Raw genomic sequence first — 17,692 nt, forward strand, 5'->3', positions numbered from 1 at the left:
TTTTAATGATTGATAAACACATTTTACTAAGGGAAAAAGAACGTTACAATTTACCTTTAGAGATTTCAAATAAAGAGCTAAAACTACTAAAAAAAGACTGCCCTGTACAAAAAATCATTGGCTATCAAGAAATGCAAAATGTCTTTATTGATTTATCTTACAAAGTCTTAATTCCGCGATACGAAACTGAAGAACTAATAATATCTTCATACCAATATTTAAATAAAAATTCCAAAGTACTAGATTTAGGTTGTGGCTCTGGTTTTATTGGACTGGCTATTAAAAAAAATATTGGCTGTTATGTGACACTTGTTGATATCTCTAAGCAAGCGATTAAGCAAAGCGAATTAAACGCTAAGTTAAATAACTTGGACGTCAAAATAATTAAGTCAAATTGATTTAGTAATGTTAAAAATGATGAAAGATTTGATGTAATTGTCTCTAATCCCCCTTATCTTAATAGAAAAAATCATTTTGCAAAATCACTTTCATACGAGCCTAAAATTGCCCTTTTTGCCAAAAAAAGTGGATTATTTTCTTATATGCAAATTTTAAAAAAGGCTAAGAACTATTTAAATGAAAGTGGTAAATTAATTTTTGAAATTGATCAAAATAGTGCTATTTTTCTAAAGCAAAATTATCCTAAAGTAATTGTGAAAAAGGATATTAATGGTAAGGATCGCATCGCAATTTTGCAAAAGGATGACTTATAAAAATTAATAAAATTTAGCACTCCAATTTAAATTGTGCTAAAATGTAATTCTATTATGAGTGACAAACAAAAACGAGATTATTACGAAGTATTAGGCGTTAGTAAAAATGCTACTGAAAAAGAGATTAAAAGTGCTTATCGTAAACTAGCGATGCAATATCACCCGGATCGCAATAAAGAACAAGGAGCAGAAGAAAAATTTAAAGAGGCAACCGAAGCTTACGAAGTTTTATCTGATGCCGAAAAACGTGCTAAGTATGATAAATACGGTCACGGTGCTTTTGATCAAAGTTCATTCCAATATTCTGATGATCTATTTGGCGATATTTTTAAATCATTTCGTGATTCTTTTACAAGTGGTGGGTTTGGAAGCGGAACTTTTGAGGATCTTTTCGGTTTCGGGAGATCTTCAAGAAATACTAGAGGCGAAGACTTAGAAAGTACTGTTACCATTGAATTTTTAGATGCTATTTTCGGTAAAGAAGTTAAGTTAAAATTAAATAAAAGCACGATTTGTTCTAATTGTAATGGTAGCGGAGCTAATAGTCCTAGTGATGTTATTGTTTGTTCAAAATGTAATGGTCATGGCCAAGTGACAAAGAAAATGGGCTTCTTTAGTACCGTAACAACTTGTCCACAGTGTGGTGGAACAGGGAAAACTATTAAGAATGTTTGCCACGTTTGTCATGGCAGTACTTACGAAACTAAACAAGTCATTGAAACCGTTAAAATTCCGGCTGGCGTACAAAACATGCAAAGAATTGTTGTTAAGGGTTATGGTATGCCTTCTAATCATGGTGGCAAACCTGGCGACTTATATATTTCAATTAATATTAAACCGCACGAATATTACGAAAGAATCAATGACGATATTGTTTTAACGGTTCCTGTTTCAATAAAATCGATTTTATTAGAAGAAGAAATTGAGATTCCAACTCCATATGGAAGAACGAAAATCAAACTAAAAAAAGATACTAAATTAGATGCGGTTATTAAATTAAGTAATTACGGTTTTAGTATCTTGAATTCCAAGAAACGCGGTGATCTAGTTGTGGTTCTTAAACCATATATTCCTTCTCTAGATAAAGAAGCAAGCGAAGAGTTAAAAATAATTTTTGCAAAAAATGAAGATAATCAATATAAAAAATGATTGGACAAGTTCTAATCTTTTTTATTTACCCCAATCAACTTTTTATTGTGTTATTATATTTAGCGTATTTTTTTATATTTTGGGAGTTTTTTAGCACAAATGGATCAGAAAGTTTTAATAGTTGAATCACCAAATAAAGTAAAAACTATTCAGCAATATGTTGGTAGCGATTACAACGTTGTTTCTTCGGTTGGTCATATTCTTAAATTAAGCACATCAGGCGTTGATGGGCTTGGTATTGATTTTACTAATTGAGAGCCCATGATGATTCAAGATCGTACTAAAGCTAAAGTTATTAAAGCTCTTAAAGATGCTACTAAAAATGCTAAAGAAGTTTTAATTGCAACTGACCCGGACCGCGAAGGTGAAGCAATAGCGCAAAACTTAGTTGATACTCTAAAATTAAGTAAGATTTACCGCCGCATTAAATACAATGAAATTACTGCTGAAGCAATCAAAGAAGCACTAGAAAATCCCCAAATGATTGACGATAATTTAGTAAAAGCCCAAAAAACTAGAAGAATGTTAGATCGAATTATTGGTTTTAGGCTTTCGCAACTAATGAAAAGAAAAGTTAAAAATGCTCCATCACTACCATCAGCTGGAAGAGTGCAATCAATTGCTCTAAAACTAGTGTGCGATAAAGAAAAAGAAATAAAGGCTTTTATTCCTATTAAGTACAATAAAATTCAGGCAAAGATTTCCGAAGATGTTATCGCTGATTTTTACTATCCAACAAACTCAGATTTTAAAAATGATAATACTTGAATTTTGCCTGAAAAAATTGATAGTATTGTTGCTGAATTAAACAAAAATAAAAGTTTATTAGTTAAAGACTTTAAAGTTTCACAACGAAAAGAATCACAAATTACGCCTTTTAAACAATCGGTTTTATATAAAGAAGCAAAATATTCAGCTACGACTGTGCAAATTAGTGCTCAAAAGCTTTTTGAGATGGGGCTAATTTCATATCCAAGAACAGACTCAACACGAATGAGTGATACCTTTATTGCAAAAGCGCGTGAATACATCAAAGAAAAATTTGGCGAAAATTATGTCGCTAGTGATATTAAAAGTTTTTCAGGTGCTCAAGACGCTCACGAAGCGATTCGTCCTACAGATATTTATTTAATACCGCAAGTTGCTAAGACAAAATATGACTTAGGTGAGGTTGAATCTTATATTTATACAATCATCTACAACAAAACTATGTCGTCATTAATGACTCCACCAGTTAGAGAAATTTATCGCTATGAATTGGTCAATGGGCTTTATTACTTTAAAATGTCATACAGTAAAGTTATTTTTGATGGGTATTATCGTGTTCTTAATTTTGAAGAGCCCAAGCCACTTCCGAAATACGAAATTGGTGAAGCAATTCCTGTTCTAGAATTTACAAGGTTTGATAAAGAAACTCAACCACCTGCGCGTTACAATGAAGGTTCACTTATTAAAATGCTAGACGATATAAAAGTTGGTCGTCCTTCAACATTTGCTTCAACGATCAATATCATCAAGAAACGTTTATTTGTTGAAACAATTAACGGTGCCTTACATCCCACAGTTTTTGGCGAAGTAGTTTTAAAAAAACTAATTGAAGGTTTTCCAAATACAATAACAGAAGAATACACTGCTCAGGTTGAAGAAGAATTAGACGAAGTTTCCGAAGGCAAAGCTGACTATAAAATTTTATTAGAAGACTTTTGAAATCGTTTCCAACGTAGTTATGATGATGCTTCAAAAACAATCGAAATAAGCATTATGCCCCAAGAGTTTTTAGAGCGTAGTTGCCCAAGATGTGGATCAACTCTTTTGTATCGCAACAATAGCAAAAAACACACCAAATTCATTGGTTGTAGTAACTTTCCAGCTTGTCGTTACTCTGAGAATGCCGATGGCACTCCTACAGGACAAAAAACTTACAAACCTCGTTACTACAAAAAATCTTCAAAAGCTAATTAAAATATTTTTATATCTTATTATTTTGCGGCCAATATTTATTGGGCCGCATTTTAATAATATTCATCAATCGATGTGACATTATTTCTAAAACTATTGGGTTATTTTTTGTGTTAATGATTGCCAAGCTTGAGAATTTTTTTAAAAACTTATTGTTTAGGATAAAATGACTAAATTATGAAAAAAACTAGTAGAGTAAAAACGGTTTCAAGAGCTTTAATTTGATCTATTGTTGGGCTTGGCATAATTGGTTCTGTTAGTGGCGCCATTTATTTTGTTATTAAAAACTCAAAACCCCAAAGTAAAGACTACTATAGTCCCGAACAATTTCAAAAAGAAGCTCAAAACGTATCACTTAAAGCTAATCTTGAAACTTCACAAGATGCCCAAACTATTCTTAGTAGTTTTCTAAAAGGCAAAGCCGAAGTTTTAATTTATAGTGCACTTCGCGACACTCAAGAAAAAAGTAATAGTGAATTCGATCCTCACAAGTTTATTTCTCGCCACATAACTAATAGTTTTACCTTTCAACAAGTCAAAAATTTCACAATTGAATACACCAATCTACGACCAGTAAAAGATAGTTCATATAAACTAATCGTTGAATACACCATTAAACTAAATTATAACAATGCCTCAGGTCGTCACGAAAGTGAAAAAATTAAGGGAACTAATCAATCTCTTTACTACTATCACGGTGAAAAAACTGTTGATTTTTTAAATCAAGAAAGCGACCTTGAAAATAACATTCTTTTTAAAGAAAATATTCAAAAAGGATTGCCTGATTTGCTAAAAATTTTAAGAAGACACTTAGAAAAAGACAGCTCTAAAGAAAATGTACGCGAGGATTCACAAGAAGCTAATAATGACGCCGAAAAATGATTTAATAGTGAAGAATTTAGAGCGGCAGTTTTCAAATGATTTAAAGAAATCTTTGAAAAAAGTGACGCTTATCCTTTAGCTTTTCGAGAAAAAAATCAAATTAATGGTGCTAAAAAATTTGACTTAGTTTCTTATAAAGAAAATGACAACCCTTATGTACAATGAAACCCTAAAAAAGGATTAAATGTCTTAACCATTGACTATCAGTTTCAGTCCTTATCTGATCCAAATATTAAGTCCACTCCTTTTAAGTGAATTTATAATGTTGATGGAATCTAGTATCATATAAATATGAATAAAACAACTAAAAATTCTTTAAGTAAAAAAATCAAAACTAAAGCGCTTAGCAAGGAATACTTGGAGTTTAAAAAGCTAGAGAACAATATAAAAAAGGATCTTAAAATCATCCCCGATAATCAAGAAATTTCTTTACATGGAATAAAAAATCTTTTCAAAGCAAAAGAGTATACTGCCGCTTATGACAATGCAATTCTTGCTGACATTGTTGAGTTAGAGGCTAGAATCGCTAAAATTAACGAAGCTAAAGACATGAGTGTAGCTGAAACGGCTTTAGATACTCAAACAATAGAAATTGAAAAGATTATTGATAGCATTAAAAAGTAACTTTTTAATGCTTTTTTATTATTAGTTTTATTCAAAAAAATGTTTTTTGGATTAGTATTATTAACGATTAACTAACAACATAAAATGCAATGCTTTTAACTAGTTAAGGTGTTTTGGCAAAGATTTTAAATAAAGTGAAGCATTCATTTTTTAAAATTAATTTTAAATTTTTTAAAACCGTAGAAACTTAACCTAGAAAATTGGTACAATCTTAGAAAAGTAAGGAAATTATATATGAAAGAAAAAAGAGTAAATATCGCAATCGACGGACCTAGCGGTGTTGGTAAAACGATTATGGCAACAATGCTTGCAAAAAAACTAAACTACAAATTTTTGAGTAGTGGTAGTTTTTATCGTATTATTGCCTACAACGCATTAGTAAATAATTTAAACTTAAAAAACGAAGAAGAAGTTAATAGTGCTTGAGCGTTTGATGATATTGAAATTTTAGATGATGATTCATTAATTTTTAAAGGCATAGATGTCACTAAAAAAATTCGCGAAGATATTGTGGCCAAAAGTGCTTCACAAATTGCTAAATTTCCTTCTGTTCGCATCAAAGTAAATCAGTTTATTCAAATATACGCAAAGAAAAATAAGGGCATTATTGTTGATGGTCGTGATGCTACTTATCGCATTTTACCGGACGCTGAAGTAAAATTTTTTATGTCAGCAAGTCCCGAAATTAGAGCAAAGAGAAGAATGCTACAAGATGAACAAATGGGCATTCATTCAAATTACTCTGATGTCTACGAATCAATCAAAAAACGTGATTATGAAGACACTAATCGGCCAATCGATCCTCTTAAAGTAAGCGAGGGCAGCATTGAAGTTGACACTTCTAATATGAGTATTGAAGAGAACTTTGAAGTTCTATACCAAGAAATATTAAAAAGGATAAACTAATGAAAAATGCAGTGGCAATAATAGGTAAGCCCAACGTCGGCAAGAGCACTTTTTTTAACAAATTAATCAACAAAAGAAAAGCGATTGTTTATGATCGTCCTGGCGTAACTCGTGATCGTATTTATGATGTTGTATCTTGAGCAGGTAGCACTTTTACTTTAATTGATACCGGTGGAATTACAATTGAAAATGATGATTTTAAAGAACAAATTAAAATTCAAGCACAAGTAGCCATTGATGAAGCTAGTGTTATTGTTTTTTTAATTGATGGTAGAAATTCCTTAACATCAGAAGATTTTTTTGTAGCAGAATTGCTACGAAAAAGCGCTAAAAAAGTAATTTTGGCAATTAATAAAATCGAGAATAACAACTTTGACTTCGATCCGCTAATCTATTCGCTAGGTTTTAATAAAATTTTTAAAATTAGTTCAATTCATGGAGATGGCTTAGGAGATCTTTTAGATGAAATCATTAGTAGTTTTGATCCTAAAACCGCACAAGAATCACAAGTTTTTAAGTTGGCTTTATTAGGAAAAACTAATGTTGGTAAAAGTACTTTGCTAAACACTTTGAGTAATGAAGAGCGCTCGATTGTTAGTGACATAGCTGGCACTACTAGGGATGCAATCTCATCATTTATTAAAATTAATGGCGAAGAATTTGAAGTTGTTGATACAGCTGGAATTAAAAGAAAAAGCAAATTAATTGATAGCATTGAACATTATTCTCTTATAAGAGCACACGCCGCGATAGAGGAAGCAAATCTTTGTTTACTTGTTTTAGATGCTACTGATGAAGTTAGTCATTTTCATCAAAATATCATTGGTATTGCTTATGAGCAAAAAAAACCAATGATTGTTATTGTTAATAAATGAGATAAAATTGAAAAAGATACTTCAACAATGGATAAATTCAAAAAATCATTGGCGAAGAAACTTAAATTTGTTGACTGAGCGCCGATTGCTTTTATTTCTGCTAAAAATAATCAAAGAATTAATAAATTAAAAGATTTAATATTAAAAGTAAAAGATAATATCAAACGTAAAATTACCACCAATCATCTTAATGAGCTCATTATGAATGTGCAACTAATGCGCCCTGCATCTTCGATTAATGGCAAAAGACTTTCAATCACCTTTGCTAAACAAGTCGAGGGTAGCATTCCAACTTTTGTACTTTTTGTAAATGACAAAAAATTAGCACACTTTAGTTATTTAAGATATTTGGAAAATCAAATTAGACTTAATTATGATTTTTCTGGGACACCAATTGAATTAATTTTGAAAAATAAAAATGAAAAGTAGGTATTAGTTTTGAAAAATAAAATTGTAATTATTGGTTCTGGGGCAATGGGAACTGCATGTGCCACTATCTTAGCTGATAACGACCAAAATGTTGTTATCTATGGCGTAGACGAACAAGAAATTCAAGAGCTAAGATCGGGAAAAAATACAAAATATTTCGGTAGCATTGATCTCCCTTATTTTAAGGCAACCACCAACCTTCAAGAAGCTTTAGTGGAGGCTGAATTTGTTTTAATGGCCGTACCTACCAAGGCATACGAAGCTGTTTATAGTGAGGTTGTTCAGAACTTAACTAGTCAAGTCATTTTAATTAATGTAAGTAAAGGCTTTTGACCAAATACAAGTTTGCCAGTTCATGAAGTGCTTGAACTAAAAAATAAAATCAAAAGTAAAATAACGGGCGTAGTTTCACTAATTGGCCCCTCATTTGCTATTGATATGGTTAACAAAAGTATTACTTTAGTTTCGGCTGTTTCTGCTAGCAAAATTGCTTCTAATCGAGTTGCCAAATTATTTTCAAACGAATATTTTAGAGTCTATCGTCAAAATGATGTCCGCGGAGCTTTCGTAGGAGCAATTTACAAAAACATCTTAGCAATTGCCAATGGCATGCTAGATGGCCTTGAATTCACAAACAACACTCAAGCCGCTTTAATTGCTAGGGGCGTTTCTGAAATGTTAAGATATAACAAAATTGTGGGTGGAAAGAATAAAACCTTATTTGGGCTAACCGGAATTGGCGACTTAGTTTTAACAGCTCTTTCTAGCAAATCTCGTAACTATACTTTCGGAAAAAATTTCATCCAAAATCAAATTGGTGACGAAAATATCACCATTGAAGGAAAACATTCAATTAAAATAATTTACGAAAAATATGTTGCTACAAAAGTACTAAGGCTTCCTATTATAGAAGCACTATATCAAGTCATTTTTGACCATCAAGATCCTTTAAAAATCATTAAAAATCTAATGAAAAAACCGATAATCAACGAATAATGTTTCAATTATCGCTATAATAAATAATTACAAGGAGAAGATAATGAACAAAAGAGAATTAATCGTCGCTGCTAGTGAAAATACTGGTAAGCCACAAGTTCTTATTGAGGAAGTTTTTGATGAAATTCAAAGATTAATTATTGAAGAACTTGTTAAAAAAAATACAGTTTCAATCTCAGGTTTTGGTACTTTTTGAGTAATTGAAAAACCTGAAAGCCAAAGAATCAACTACTTTACAAAAGAAAAAATTGTTGTAGCTGCTAAAACTGAACCTAAATTCAGATTTTCAAATGTGTTTAAAGCACAAGTGAATCGGTATTAATCAAATCTTTTTCTTGCAAAACAAATGTAGTCTAAAATTCCTGGATATTGTAGTTCTAAAATAACACCCTTAGCCTTTAGAACATCAAAGTTCAGGGTTTTTTTATTTTGTATCATTTTTCTAAAAGTTTCATGGCCGACTAAAATAAATTCGTTTTGAATTTTAAAATAGATTATTCAAAATGCTAAGCCACCATGTCACAATACTAAATCGAGGTATTCTAGTTGGTGTTTTTTTACATTTTTTAGGCTAAAGTTTTCATCTTCGGTACTTTTGGCTTCAAAAGCAAGAAATCTCCCTTGATAAAGGCCATAGTAATCAACAGTGCTTTTATGTGAAATTTGCGCGTTTTTGGTGATAAGCTTACGATCTTTTAATTCAACTTTCTGAAACTTTATATCCAAATTCTTTTTATGTACTAAACAAACGCCATGTTTTAAATAGAAATTATTAGTTTGATTAATAATGGTTTCTAGTAGCATGCCCCGGTTTTTATAATGCGTGTTGTCCATATTTAAATTACACTACAAATTAGCCCGACTAAATTCCTAACTTTTTCGCATTTTTTTACTTTCTAAGCTAATAAGAAAGCATCTCAATTGAGATGCTGGGCTAGATAAACATATTCGTTTCAACTTCCTTGTTATATTCGTCTTTATGTTCTCAAAGCATTCTAATTAAATCTCCGGCCATAATCATTGCAATAACATCGTTGTGACAGTATTTTTTTAATTCGACTACTTTCTGCGCTCATTCATTATCTTTAATGGCATTATTAGCTCTAGCATTGGCAATCGCCAAAGCAATAGAGCCGTTTTTAACTTCAAGTTCATGGTAAGGAATGATTTTATGTTCTAATTCAATATTATTTTCAGTAATAAATCTTTCAACCATCTTAATTGAATAACGGCACATTAACTTAGAAATTAAAATAAAGGTTTCTTTGACTGAATTCAAACTCCTTACGGCAAAAAAACATAACAAATCGATAATTTTGTCAATGATCGCATCGACTTTATGGCTAATATCAAAATAAAGTTCTTCAGTGATTATTTTATCTTTTGCATAATAAAATAGCATTTCTTTAATCTCAAGTAGTCTAGTTTTTTCATAACCTTTATTAAAAACAACGTATCCGTCGGCATCTTGATCGTAAATATCATTAACAATTTTAATTAAACTTTGGTACGAATATTTTTGAGGATCATATACAAAATCATCACTTTGGTAAATTTTATTATCTTTAGTCTTGATAATCGAAAGTTGACTGACCAGTTGAGTTCACGGTGAATGGTAATTCATAATCGGCTCAGGCATTGTGAATCCTTCAAAATCAAATCAAACAAAGTTTTGTTTACTTTCGTCAAAAAACCTAATAATATCAATCGCGGCATTTTTTAAAGTAGGATAAATCTTTATTAAATTTTTAGTAAAAAAACTATTGACTCATGCATTTTGTTTGTTAAAAATTAACTCTGAAGCCAATGCTTTAGAAGCGTAGGTAAGATGAGGAAATCTACTACTAATAATTTGGGGATAAACAATGGAAGTTACATCAAAAGTGGGACCAAAATCTTCTTGCATGCAAGCAACGTTGAGACTAAAAAAGTCGGGGTATTTACTTAAGTTATTAATAATTAAAATAAATTTGTCGAATGAATAGAAGTGTTTTTCACTACTAATAGATCCAAGTTCCCCATAGATGTGATTGATTATTTTAATGGCATTTTTTCCTTTGGCTACTATTTCGCCGGCCAATCTTTTTCTAATTTCTGTTTCGCTAGTGTAGTCTTTGATTGAAGGTTTAGATTTTGAAATGTTACAATACTCACTTTTGTAAAAATCAATAATGCCTTTGCGTTGGTTTTCTCTTTTTTTATAAAGCTGGCTATATAGAAAACAATTTTCGATTCTAAAAACATTTTTTTCTACAACTTTAAAATCGTAATAAGCTCTTAAAAGATTTTTTTTATTTGTTTTTGAAGATGGCACTACTCAAGCAAGCGTCTTTTCTTCGGCATTATAATAAAAGGGACGAGCGATTGCATTACGATATTCAAAGACCGGATTAATAATCAATTTATGTCCTTCGTCAATGGCATTTTTAGTTGTTTTTATAAGGCTTTCAGCAGAATCTTTTTTTGATAAGATTTTAATTTTATTGCGATAATGGGGATATTTGTTAGCAAATTCATCACATACATGTTCGGTTGCTTTTTCGAACACCGATTCAATTCCGGTAGCAAAAACTTCGACACTTCTAAAAGCGTCTTTGAGACTTCAAAAATCTTGTAATTGGCCTTCTTGTTTTAATGTATTAACAAAATTAGCATTACTGGTAATCTTATTTTCTAAGTAAGAGATTTTAGTGGACAATGAATTAGCTTCTATTTTTTGAATTTCTTCGTTATTTAAGTATTTTTTCAAAAATGTATCATTTAATAATTTTTCAATATTTTCAAACTCAAAATTAATTTCGTCATAATCAAGATCTTTGGACTCTTGACTAGCTTCTTCTAGATTTAATAAATCAACATTTTCATTAAGATTATTTAGCATAAAAAAAGGCTGATAGTTATTCAACCTAGAAAAATGAATAAAAGTAAAATACTTAGGAATCTTCATTTTTTACAACCGCTTTTCCGATTTCTACCCATTTATTGTATAGGGTAGTTCATTCACCTATATTTCGGCATTTTAGATATTCAATTAAATCATTATCAATATTATTTTTTCACTGTGGGCTAATTCCTAAAGTAGTATATTTTTTAAATCACGCTTCGCAGAATTTTATGTCATCTTCCACTTGCGCAACATCAACTTTGTAATCAAAGTTTTTAACATGACGTTTTTTAATTGGCACAAGTTCAGGATTTTTATAGTCTTCAGCTTCTAAAAAAATCGCAACAATGCTAAAGATATCAACGCCCATTAAATAAGAATAAAGCTGCGCTTGTTTTAAATAACCTAATGGTACAAAACCAGCTAGTCAGTTTTCATAGTTTTTAATGTTTGTTGTTTTGATTTCAACAATCATTTTTCGATTTTTGGCATAGCCATCGGGCAATCCACCAAATAAGGGATTGTCTTTGAAGTAATCGTAGTTATACTTTTCAGCAGGGAAACGTTCAAGTGGCTCTTTTAAAGCTTTTTCAACCATTTCTAGAATTTTAGGCTCAATTATTATACCGGCATCAACATATTTGCGATCCAAAACCGGTAGTTGTAAACCGCATAATCTTGCAAAGGCTGCGAATTGGCTTTTGAAACTATCGACTTCTAAAATATCAGCAATTGCTGATCCCGTGATTTTTTTAAAGCCACTAAAAGATCCAACTTTATTAGCAAGCAATTTTTTATGAAAATCGGCATTTAAAATAATGGTTTTGTTTTCAAAGTTAATAGTGTAGTCTACATCATTGTAGTACTTACGATTCGGAGCCTCAAACATTTTTATTTACTCAATATCACTTTCTCTGTCTTCATCTTGAAAACTAACATAAGGGTGTTTTGTTAGAACATAATCTCAAATGGCACTTGTGTCAGCATTTGGGCTTTGCTTTTGGAAAATTTTACATTGTTCAATGGCAACAATTGCATCATAAATTGCTTTGTAATTAGTGTTTACACTTTTTTCTCAAGCACGGTATTCTTTAATTACCTTTTCATCAATTTGATCCTCGTTGTAACTAGGGAAATAACAATGAACAATTTCATGTAATAGTGAAAAGAAGATGTGGCTTTCAGAGTGACGCATATCTGATAGAAAAATATAGCGTCTTCCACCTTTTTTCAAAGTGATGCCACATATTCCACTATTTTCAATGAATGGCTTTGCTACTAAAATTATTCCTTTGGTTTCTAAATATGACTTGATTTCATCAATTTTGTCATTAAATCTAACATTTGGAGCTGACATTAGATTTAAGATTTTTCTAATAATTGAAGTAAAAGTCGTTCTTCGAAACACTCCAACATTGTTATATTCAGAATCAACCGAAAGCTCACAGAATCTAATTCAAATATATGAATTTGGCTTATTGTAGTATTTGTTTTTATCAGCCAAAACTCTCTCTTTTAAATAAGTACGATAAGTTTCTAGATTCATAACTCCATAGAATTTTTTAAGCATCATTAACTTAATATGAAGTGGCATTTCATCAGTAACACTAACACCGAAAGGTAGCGATAACTCTGGGTGTTCAATTAAAAAATTGATTCCAAAGGCTTTTAGTTGTTCTTCAACAGTTTCGCCTTGGCTACTTTTTCGTTTTGATGCACGAATGTTTGTATAAACATGATAAATAGCGGTCAAAAGGCCTGGTTCTAAATGAAAAACGTATTCTAGTCCCTCTAAAACATTTACGCTAATATCTAGAACATCATTGTTTAAAATTGAATTGATGTGCTTGACACTTAAGTTAAGTCTTAATGAAAGCTCTTTTTGTGTCATCCTATATTTTTTTAAATAATACTTTAATTCGTCTGAAAACATTTTGCTATGAACTTCTATCTTGCTCATATCAAAAAATTTGCTACTACTTGGCATTTTAAATTATTCTTCTCCTCACATAATAAAAACTTATTTTTAAAATTATACTAAAAATTCTCCTAAAATCCGCCTTAATTTTGTGCCTCCTCGCCTTACTTTTTTGACAAAATTTATAATTTAATTTTTTTAAAGGATAAAAATTTTGCCTTATTTAAAGACATAATTTTTACTATTTTAAGGATAAAAAAACTAGTATGTAAGCTAACTCACATACTAGTAAAAAATTATTTTTATGATTAATCTTCATCGATTTTTACTTTGCCACCACGTTTTTTGATGATTTCATCAGCTAAATTACGAGGTAGTTTTTCGTAGTGATCGAATCACATTTGATAAGTTCCACGACCAGTAGTCATTGAACGAAGTTCAGTAGCATAACCAAACATTTCACTTAATGGAATATATGCTTTAATAACATGAGCACCATCATTTCTAGTTTCGTTATCTCTTACTTGACCACGTCTTCTAGAAATATCTCCCATAACATCACCAAAGAAATCTTCTGGTATAACAACAGCAACGTCCATAATTGGTTCAAGTAGAACCGTTCCTAGCATTTCCCGACCTTTGGTTAAAGACTTAGAAGCGGCAATTTTATATGCTAATTCAGAGCTATCGACTTCATGGTATGATCCATCGAATAAAGTAGCTTTAACATCAATTAAAGGATACCCTGCCAAAATTCCAATTTCCATTTTTTCTTTAAGTCCTTTTTCAATTGACTTAATGTATTCTTTAGGAATTTTCCCACCAACAATTTTGTCAACAAATTCAAAGCCTTTATCAGGGTTTGGTTCATATTTGATTCAAACATGTCCATATTGACCTTTACCACCTGATTGTTTCTTGTGAATCCCTTCAACTTCGGCACTTTTTGTAATGGTTTCACGGTATGAAACTTGAGGTGCACCAACATTGGCCGCTACTTTAAATTCACGTTTTAGCCGGTCAACTATGATGTCAAGATGAAGTTCACCCATTCCAGCAATAATGGTTTGGCCAGTTTCTTCGTCGGTGTAGTATTTGAAAGTAGGGTCTTCAGCGGCTAATCTTTGAAGTGCTAGTGAAAGTTTTTCTGAAGCATCTTTTGAAGCAGGTTCTAATGCTTGCGAAATAACTGGTTCTGGGAAGTTCATGTTTTCTAAAACAATATCTTTATGTTTTTCATCAATTAGAGTGTCCCCAGTAGTAGTGAATTTAAGTCCAACGGCAGCGCCGATATCACCAGTACGAACTTCATCAATGTCAGTTCTACTATTAGCATGCATTAATAAAATTCGACCAATTCTTTCTTTTTCACCTTTAGTTGAGTTATATAAGTAAGTTCCTTTGTTTAGAATACCTGAGTAAACTCTAAAGAAAGTCAGGTTACCAACATAAGGGTCGTTCATAACCTTAAATGCTAGTGATGAGAAAAATTCATCATCAGAAGCAGGAATGGAAATTTCACCTTCGCCTTTGTATGCTTTCATTGGGGGAATGTCTAGTGGTGATGGTAGATAGTCAACAATCGCATTAAGCATTAACTTAACACCTTTGTTTTTGAAGCTTGTGCCACAAACAACAGGGAAATAAGTCGCTGAAAGAGTTGCTTTTCTAATAGCTGCTTTGATTTTTTCAATTGAAACTTCTTTTTCTTCTAATAAAGCTTCCATAATTTCTTCATCAAAGTCAGCAACAGATTCAATTAACGATGAACGCATTAGAGTAGCTTCATCTAGTAGATGGGCTGGAATCGGAATTTCTTTCATGTTTTCTTCAGGCTTGCCATCAAATTCATAAGCTTTCATTTCAACTAAATCAATAATTCCAGTAAATTGAGCTTCTTCACCAATGTTTAGTTGAATTGGATGAGCGTTTGCACCTAAAAGTTTTCTAAGTGATTCTGTTGAAGCTTTAAAATTAGCTCCAGCTTTATCCATTTTGTTAACATAAACAATTCGAGGAACGTTGTAGTTAGTTGCTTGACGTCAAACAGTTTCAGTTTGTGGTTCAACACCGCTTTGAGCATCTAAAACTGCTACAGCACCGTCAAGTACTCTTAATGAACGTTCAACTTCAACAGTAAAGTCGACGTGGCCTGGGGTGTCAATAATGTTTAGACGTTTACCACCTCAATATGCAGTAGTAGCCGCTGAGGTAATGGTGATTCCTCTTTCTTGTTCTTGAACCATTCAGTCCATTTGGCTTTCACCCTCGTGGGTTTCACCAATTTTGTGGATTTTTCCGGTATGGAATAGTACCCGCTCAGTAGTGGTGGTTTTACCAGCGTCGATGTGGGCCATAATTCCAATATTACGGTAATCTTCTAATTTATATTCACGTGCCATAATAAAATCCTAATTTCCTATCATCTAAAGTGTGCAAACGCTTTGTTAGATTCTGCCATTTTATAGGTATCTTCACGTTTTTTAATAGCACCACCCATTTTGTTTGATGCATCAATGATTTCGCCCGCTAGTTTTTCTTCCATTGTTTTTTCATTACGCAATCTAGCATATTGAATTAATCATCTTAGTGCTAGAGTTTGTTTTCTTTTTGCACTAACTTCACAAGGAACTTGGTAGTTTGATCCACCAACTCTTCTTGAACGAACTTCTAATTGTGGGCTAATATTTTCAATTGCAACAGTAAACACTTCAATTGGTTCTTTATTAGTTTTATTCTTGATAATTGCAAAGGCATTGTATAAAATGCTTTCTGCAACTGATTTTTTACCATCAAGCATGATTGTGTTAATTAATTTAGTAATAATTTTTGAGTTAAAAACTGGATCAGCTAACACATCTCTTGTAGGAGTTTTTCTTTTTCTTGCCATGATTTAATCTCGCTTTCTAAATTAATTTTCTTTTGGTTTTTTAGTTCCGTAAATTGAACGACCTTGTTTACGTTTGTCAACACCAGCGGCATCTTGAGTACCACGTACGATAGTGTATCTAACTCCGGGTAGGTCTTTAACTTTACCGCCGCGAATCAATACTACTGAGTGTTCTTGTAAGTTGTGTCCTTCACCAGGAATATATGCAGTCACTTCTTGACCATTAGATAGTCTTACCCGAGCATATTTACGAATAGCTGAATTAGGTTTTTTAGGGGTCATCGTTGCTACCCGAGTACAAACACCACGTTTAAATGGACTAGGAATTTTATTTTCTTTTTTTTGTAAAGAGTTAAACATCATACCTAAAGCAGGGGCTTTTGATTTTGAAGTTTTAGCACTACGACCATGATTAATCAATTGACTAATTGTAGGCATCTTTATTTTCCTTTCATTTTAATTTTTAGTTTGGATAATTTTTATGTTTGGTATTTATGCTATTTTACAAAAATACGTTTGATATTATACAACAACGGGACCAGTGTTAAATTAAAAAAGCAATTTTTTATTTTCGTGAATAGAATTTAATGTTTTAATTTGACTTTTGACTTTTAACTTTTGTTAATTCAGACTCATCAAGTGTTATCAAATATGACAACAAAATAAAAGCATAGTTTTAAAACCATGCTTTTAAATTTATATTTTGTTAATCTTCGAATTCAAGATTACCTTTAACTTGTTCTTTAAGTTCTTCGAATTTTTTTAATAAATCAGAAACTTTTTTAATCTCTTCTTCGCTTAATTTTGCATTTTTCATGCTTTCTTCAAGTTTTTTAACTGTAGTAATTTGTTCTTCAATTTCTGACAAGGCTTGTGAAAGCTTAGCTTTATCAATTCCCGAAGCTGAAATAGCTAATTTTACATTTTTACTAATTTCTTCTTGTTTTTTTTCAGCAGTTTGAGCTTCATCTTTTAGTTGTTTTTGTTTATTTTCGTCTTGTTTTGGTTGTTCAGGAGTTTTAGGATCTTCTTTTTTAGGTTCATCTTTCTTGGGTTCTTCTGGTTTTTTCTTAGTATCGTCGCAAGAAGCGGCTACGACTGAAGTCGCAAATAAAGAAACAGTTCCAATACTTGTTAATAGTAAGCTAAGTGCTTTTTTAGATTTTTTCATTATTTAAGTGAATTCCTTTTCTAATTAATTAGTTTTTGATTTTTGTTTAGTTTAAAAATAAATATTTATAAATGGCTACTTTTTGAATTTTTTGAATATAAAAAAAGTAACATTGCAATTTTACAAAAAAAAAAAAAACAACCAATTGAGCAAAATGTTAGTTTAATGTGCAGTAAAAATGTGACGACTAAAGGAATTTTTATGCAATTTGATTAATTCTTTTATTGTTTATTTTGACTTATTAATCGGATTGTTGGTTTGGAATTTATTTTGTAATTTACGAAGACCATATGATA

At 31.3% G+C, this 17,692-nt stretch carries 17 protein-coding genes; 9 read left to right on the forward strand and 8 right to left on the reverse strand.

What is annotated here, in order from left to right:
- The first annotated feature begins 5 nt into the window (after positions 1-5).
- From prmC to EXC42_RS01215, 9 genes are all read left to right on the forward strand, one after another.
- Positions 6-713: a peptide chain release factor N(5)-glutamine methyltransferase gene (gene prmC, locus EXC42_RS05960; RefSeq protein WP_012498145.1), complete on the forward strand. Its 708-nt coding sequence runs from the start codon at positions 6-8 to the stop codon at positions 711-713.
- 54 nt (positions 714-767) lie between these two features.
- Positions 768-1,877 carry a molecular chaperone DnaJ gene (gene dnaJ, locus EXC42_RS01180; RefSeq protein WP_012498146.1) on the forward strand — a complete coding sequence of 370 codons (1,110 nt, stop codon included), beginning with the start codon at positions 768-770 and terminating at the stop codon, positions 1,875-1,877.
- An 84-nt stretch (positions 1,878-1,961) separates the two neighbouring features.
- Entirely contained in the window at positions 1,962-3,824 is a 1,863-nt protein-coding gene (gene topA / locus EXC42_RS01185) for a type I DNA topoisomerase (RefSeq protein WP_012498147.1), read from the forward strand.
- Between the two features lie 174 nt (positions 3,825-3,998).
- Positions 3,999-4,982, forward strand: coding sequence for a hypothetical protein (locus EXC42_RS05965; RefSeq protein WP_012498148.1), 984 nt, complete (start codon positions 3,999-4,001; stop codon positions 4,980-4,982).
- A gap of 12 nt (positions 4,983-4,994) precedes the next feature.
- Complete coding sequence (locus tag EXC42_RS01195) at positions 4,995-5,327, forward strand: hypothetical protein (RefSeq protein ID WP_012498149.1); 333 nt, start codon at positions 4,995-4,997, stop codon at positions 5,325-5,327.
- Positions 5,328-5,561: 234 nt separating this feature from the next.
- Positions 5,562-6,233: a (d)CMP kinase gene (cmk, locus tag EXC42_RS01200; RefSeq protein ID WP_012498150.1), complete on the forward strand. Its 672-nt coding sequence runs from the start codon at positions 5,562-5,564 to the stop codon at positions 6,231-6,233.
- Positions 6,233-7,537 (forward strand): ribosome biogenesis GTPase Der, encoded by a 1,305-nt coding sequence (gene der / locus EXC42_RS05970; protein WP_012498151.1) that lies wholly within the window; start codon positions 6,233-6,235, stop codon positions 7,535-7,537. The genes cmk and der overlap by 1 nt, the downstream gene beginning before the upstream one ends.
- Positions 7,538-7,546: 9 nt before the next feature.
- Entirely contained in the window at positions 7,547-8,533 is a 987-nt protein-coding gene (locus tag EXC42_RS01210) for an NAD(P)H-dependent glycerol-3-phosphate dehydrogenase (protein WP_012498152.1), read from the forward strand.
- Between the two features lie 43 nt (positions 8,534-8,576).
- A complete protein-coding gene (locus tag EXC42_RS01215; RefSeq protein WP_012498153.1) occupies positions 8,577-8,855 on the forward strand; it encodes an HU family DNA-binding protein in 279 nt (92 codons plus the stop codon).
- Here EXC42_RS01215 and recU read toward each other — a convergent pair.
- The 8 genes from recU to EXC42_RS01255 form a co-directional block, all read right to left on the reverse strand.
- Positions 8,852-9,367 carry a Holliday junction resolvase RecU gene (gene recU, locus EXC42_RS01220; RefSeq protein ID WP_129648856.1) on the reverse strand — a complete coding sequence of 172 codons (516 nt, stop codon included), beginning with the start codon at positions 9,365-9,367 and terminating at the stop codon, positions 8,852-8,854. The two genes, EXC42_RS01215 and recU, sit on opposite strands and share 4 nt — an antisense overlap.
- Positions 9,368-9,467: 100 nt before the next feature.
- Positions 9,468-11,480: a UU173 family protein gene (locus tag EXC42_RS01225; protein ID WP_012498155.1), complete on the reverse strand. Its 2,013-nt coding sequence runs from the start codon at positions 11,478-11,480 to the stop codon at positions 9,468-9,470.
- Positions 11,467-12,306 carry an MAGa7180 family putative nuclease gene (locus EXC42_RS05975; RefSeq protein ID WP_012498156.1) on the reverse strand — a complete coding sequence of 280 codons (840 nt, stop codon included), beginning with the start codon at positions 12,304-12,306 and terminating at the stop codon, positions 11,467-11,469. Before EXC42_RS05975 ends, EXC42_RS01225 begins: the two co-directional genes overlap by 14 nt.
- A 6-nt stretch (positions 12,307-12,312) precedes the next feature.
- Entirely contained in the window at positions 12,313-13,377 is a 1,065-nt protein-coding gene (locus EXC42_RS05980; protein ID WP_232032086.1) for a helix-turn-helix transcriptional regulator, read from the reverse strand.
- Between the two features lie 266 nt (positions 13,378-13,643).
- A complete protein-coding gene (gene fusA, locus EXC42_RS01240) occupies positions 13,644-15,737 on the reverse strand; it encodes an elongation factor G (protein WP_012498158.1) in 2,094 nt (697 codons plus the stop codon).
- 17 nt (positions 15,738-15,754) lie between these two features.
- Entirely contained in the window at positions 15,755-16,225 is a 471-nt protein-coding gene (rpsG, locus tag EXC42_RS01245; protein WP_012498159.1) for a 30S ribosomal protein S7, read from the reverse strand.
- Positions 16,226-16,246: 21 nt separating this feature from the next.
- Entirely contained in the window at positions 16,247-16,663 is a 417-nt protein-coding gene (gene rpsL, locus EXC42_RS01250; protein ID WP_012498160.1) for a 30S ribosomal protein S12, read from the reverse strand.
- Positions 16,664-16,931: 268 nt separating this feature from the next.
- The gene (locus tag EXC42_RS01255; RefSeq protein WP_012498161.1) at positions 16,932-17,396 is read right to left on the reverse strand and encodes a hypothetical protein; all 465 of its coding nucleotides are present in this window, start codon (positions 17,394-17,396) and stop codon (positions 16,932-16,934) included.
- Positions 17,397-17,692 lie beyond the last annotated feature (296 nt).

Source organism: Metamycoplasma arthritidis (assembly GCF_900660715.1).
In the GTDB taxonomy this organism is placed as follows: domain Bacteria; phylum Bacillota_I; class Bacilli_A; order Mycoplasmatales; family Metamycoplasmataceae; genus Metamycoplasma; species Metamycoplasma arthritidis.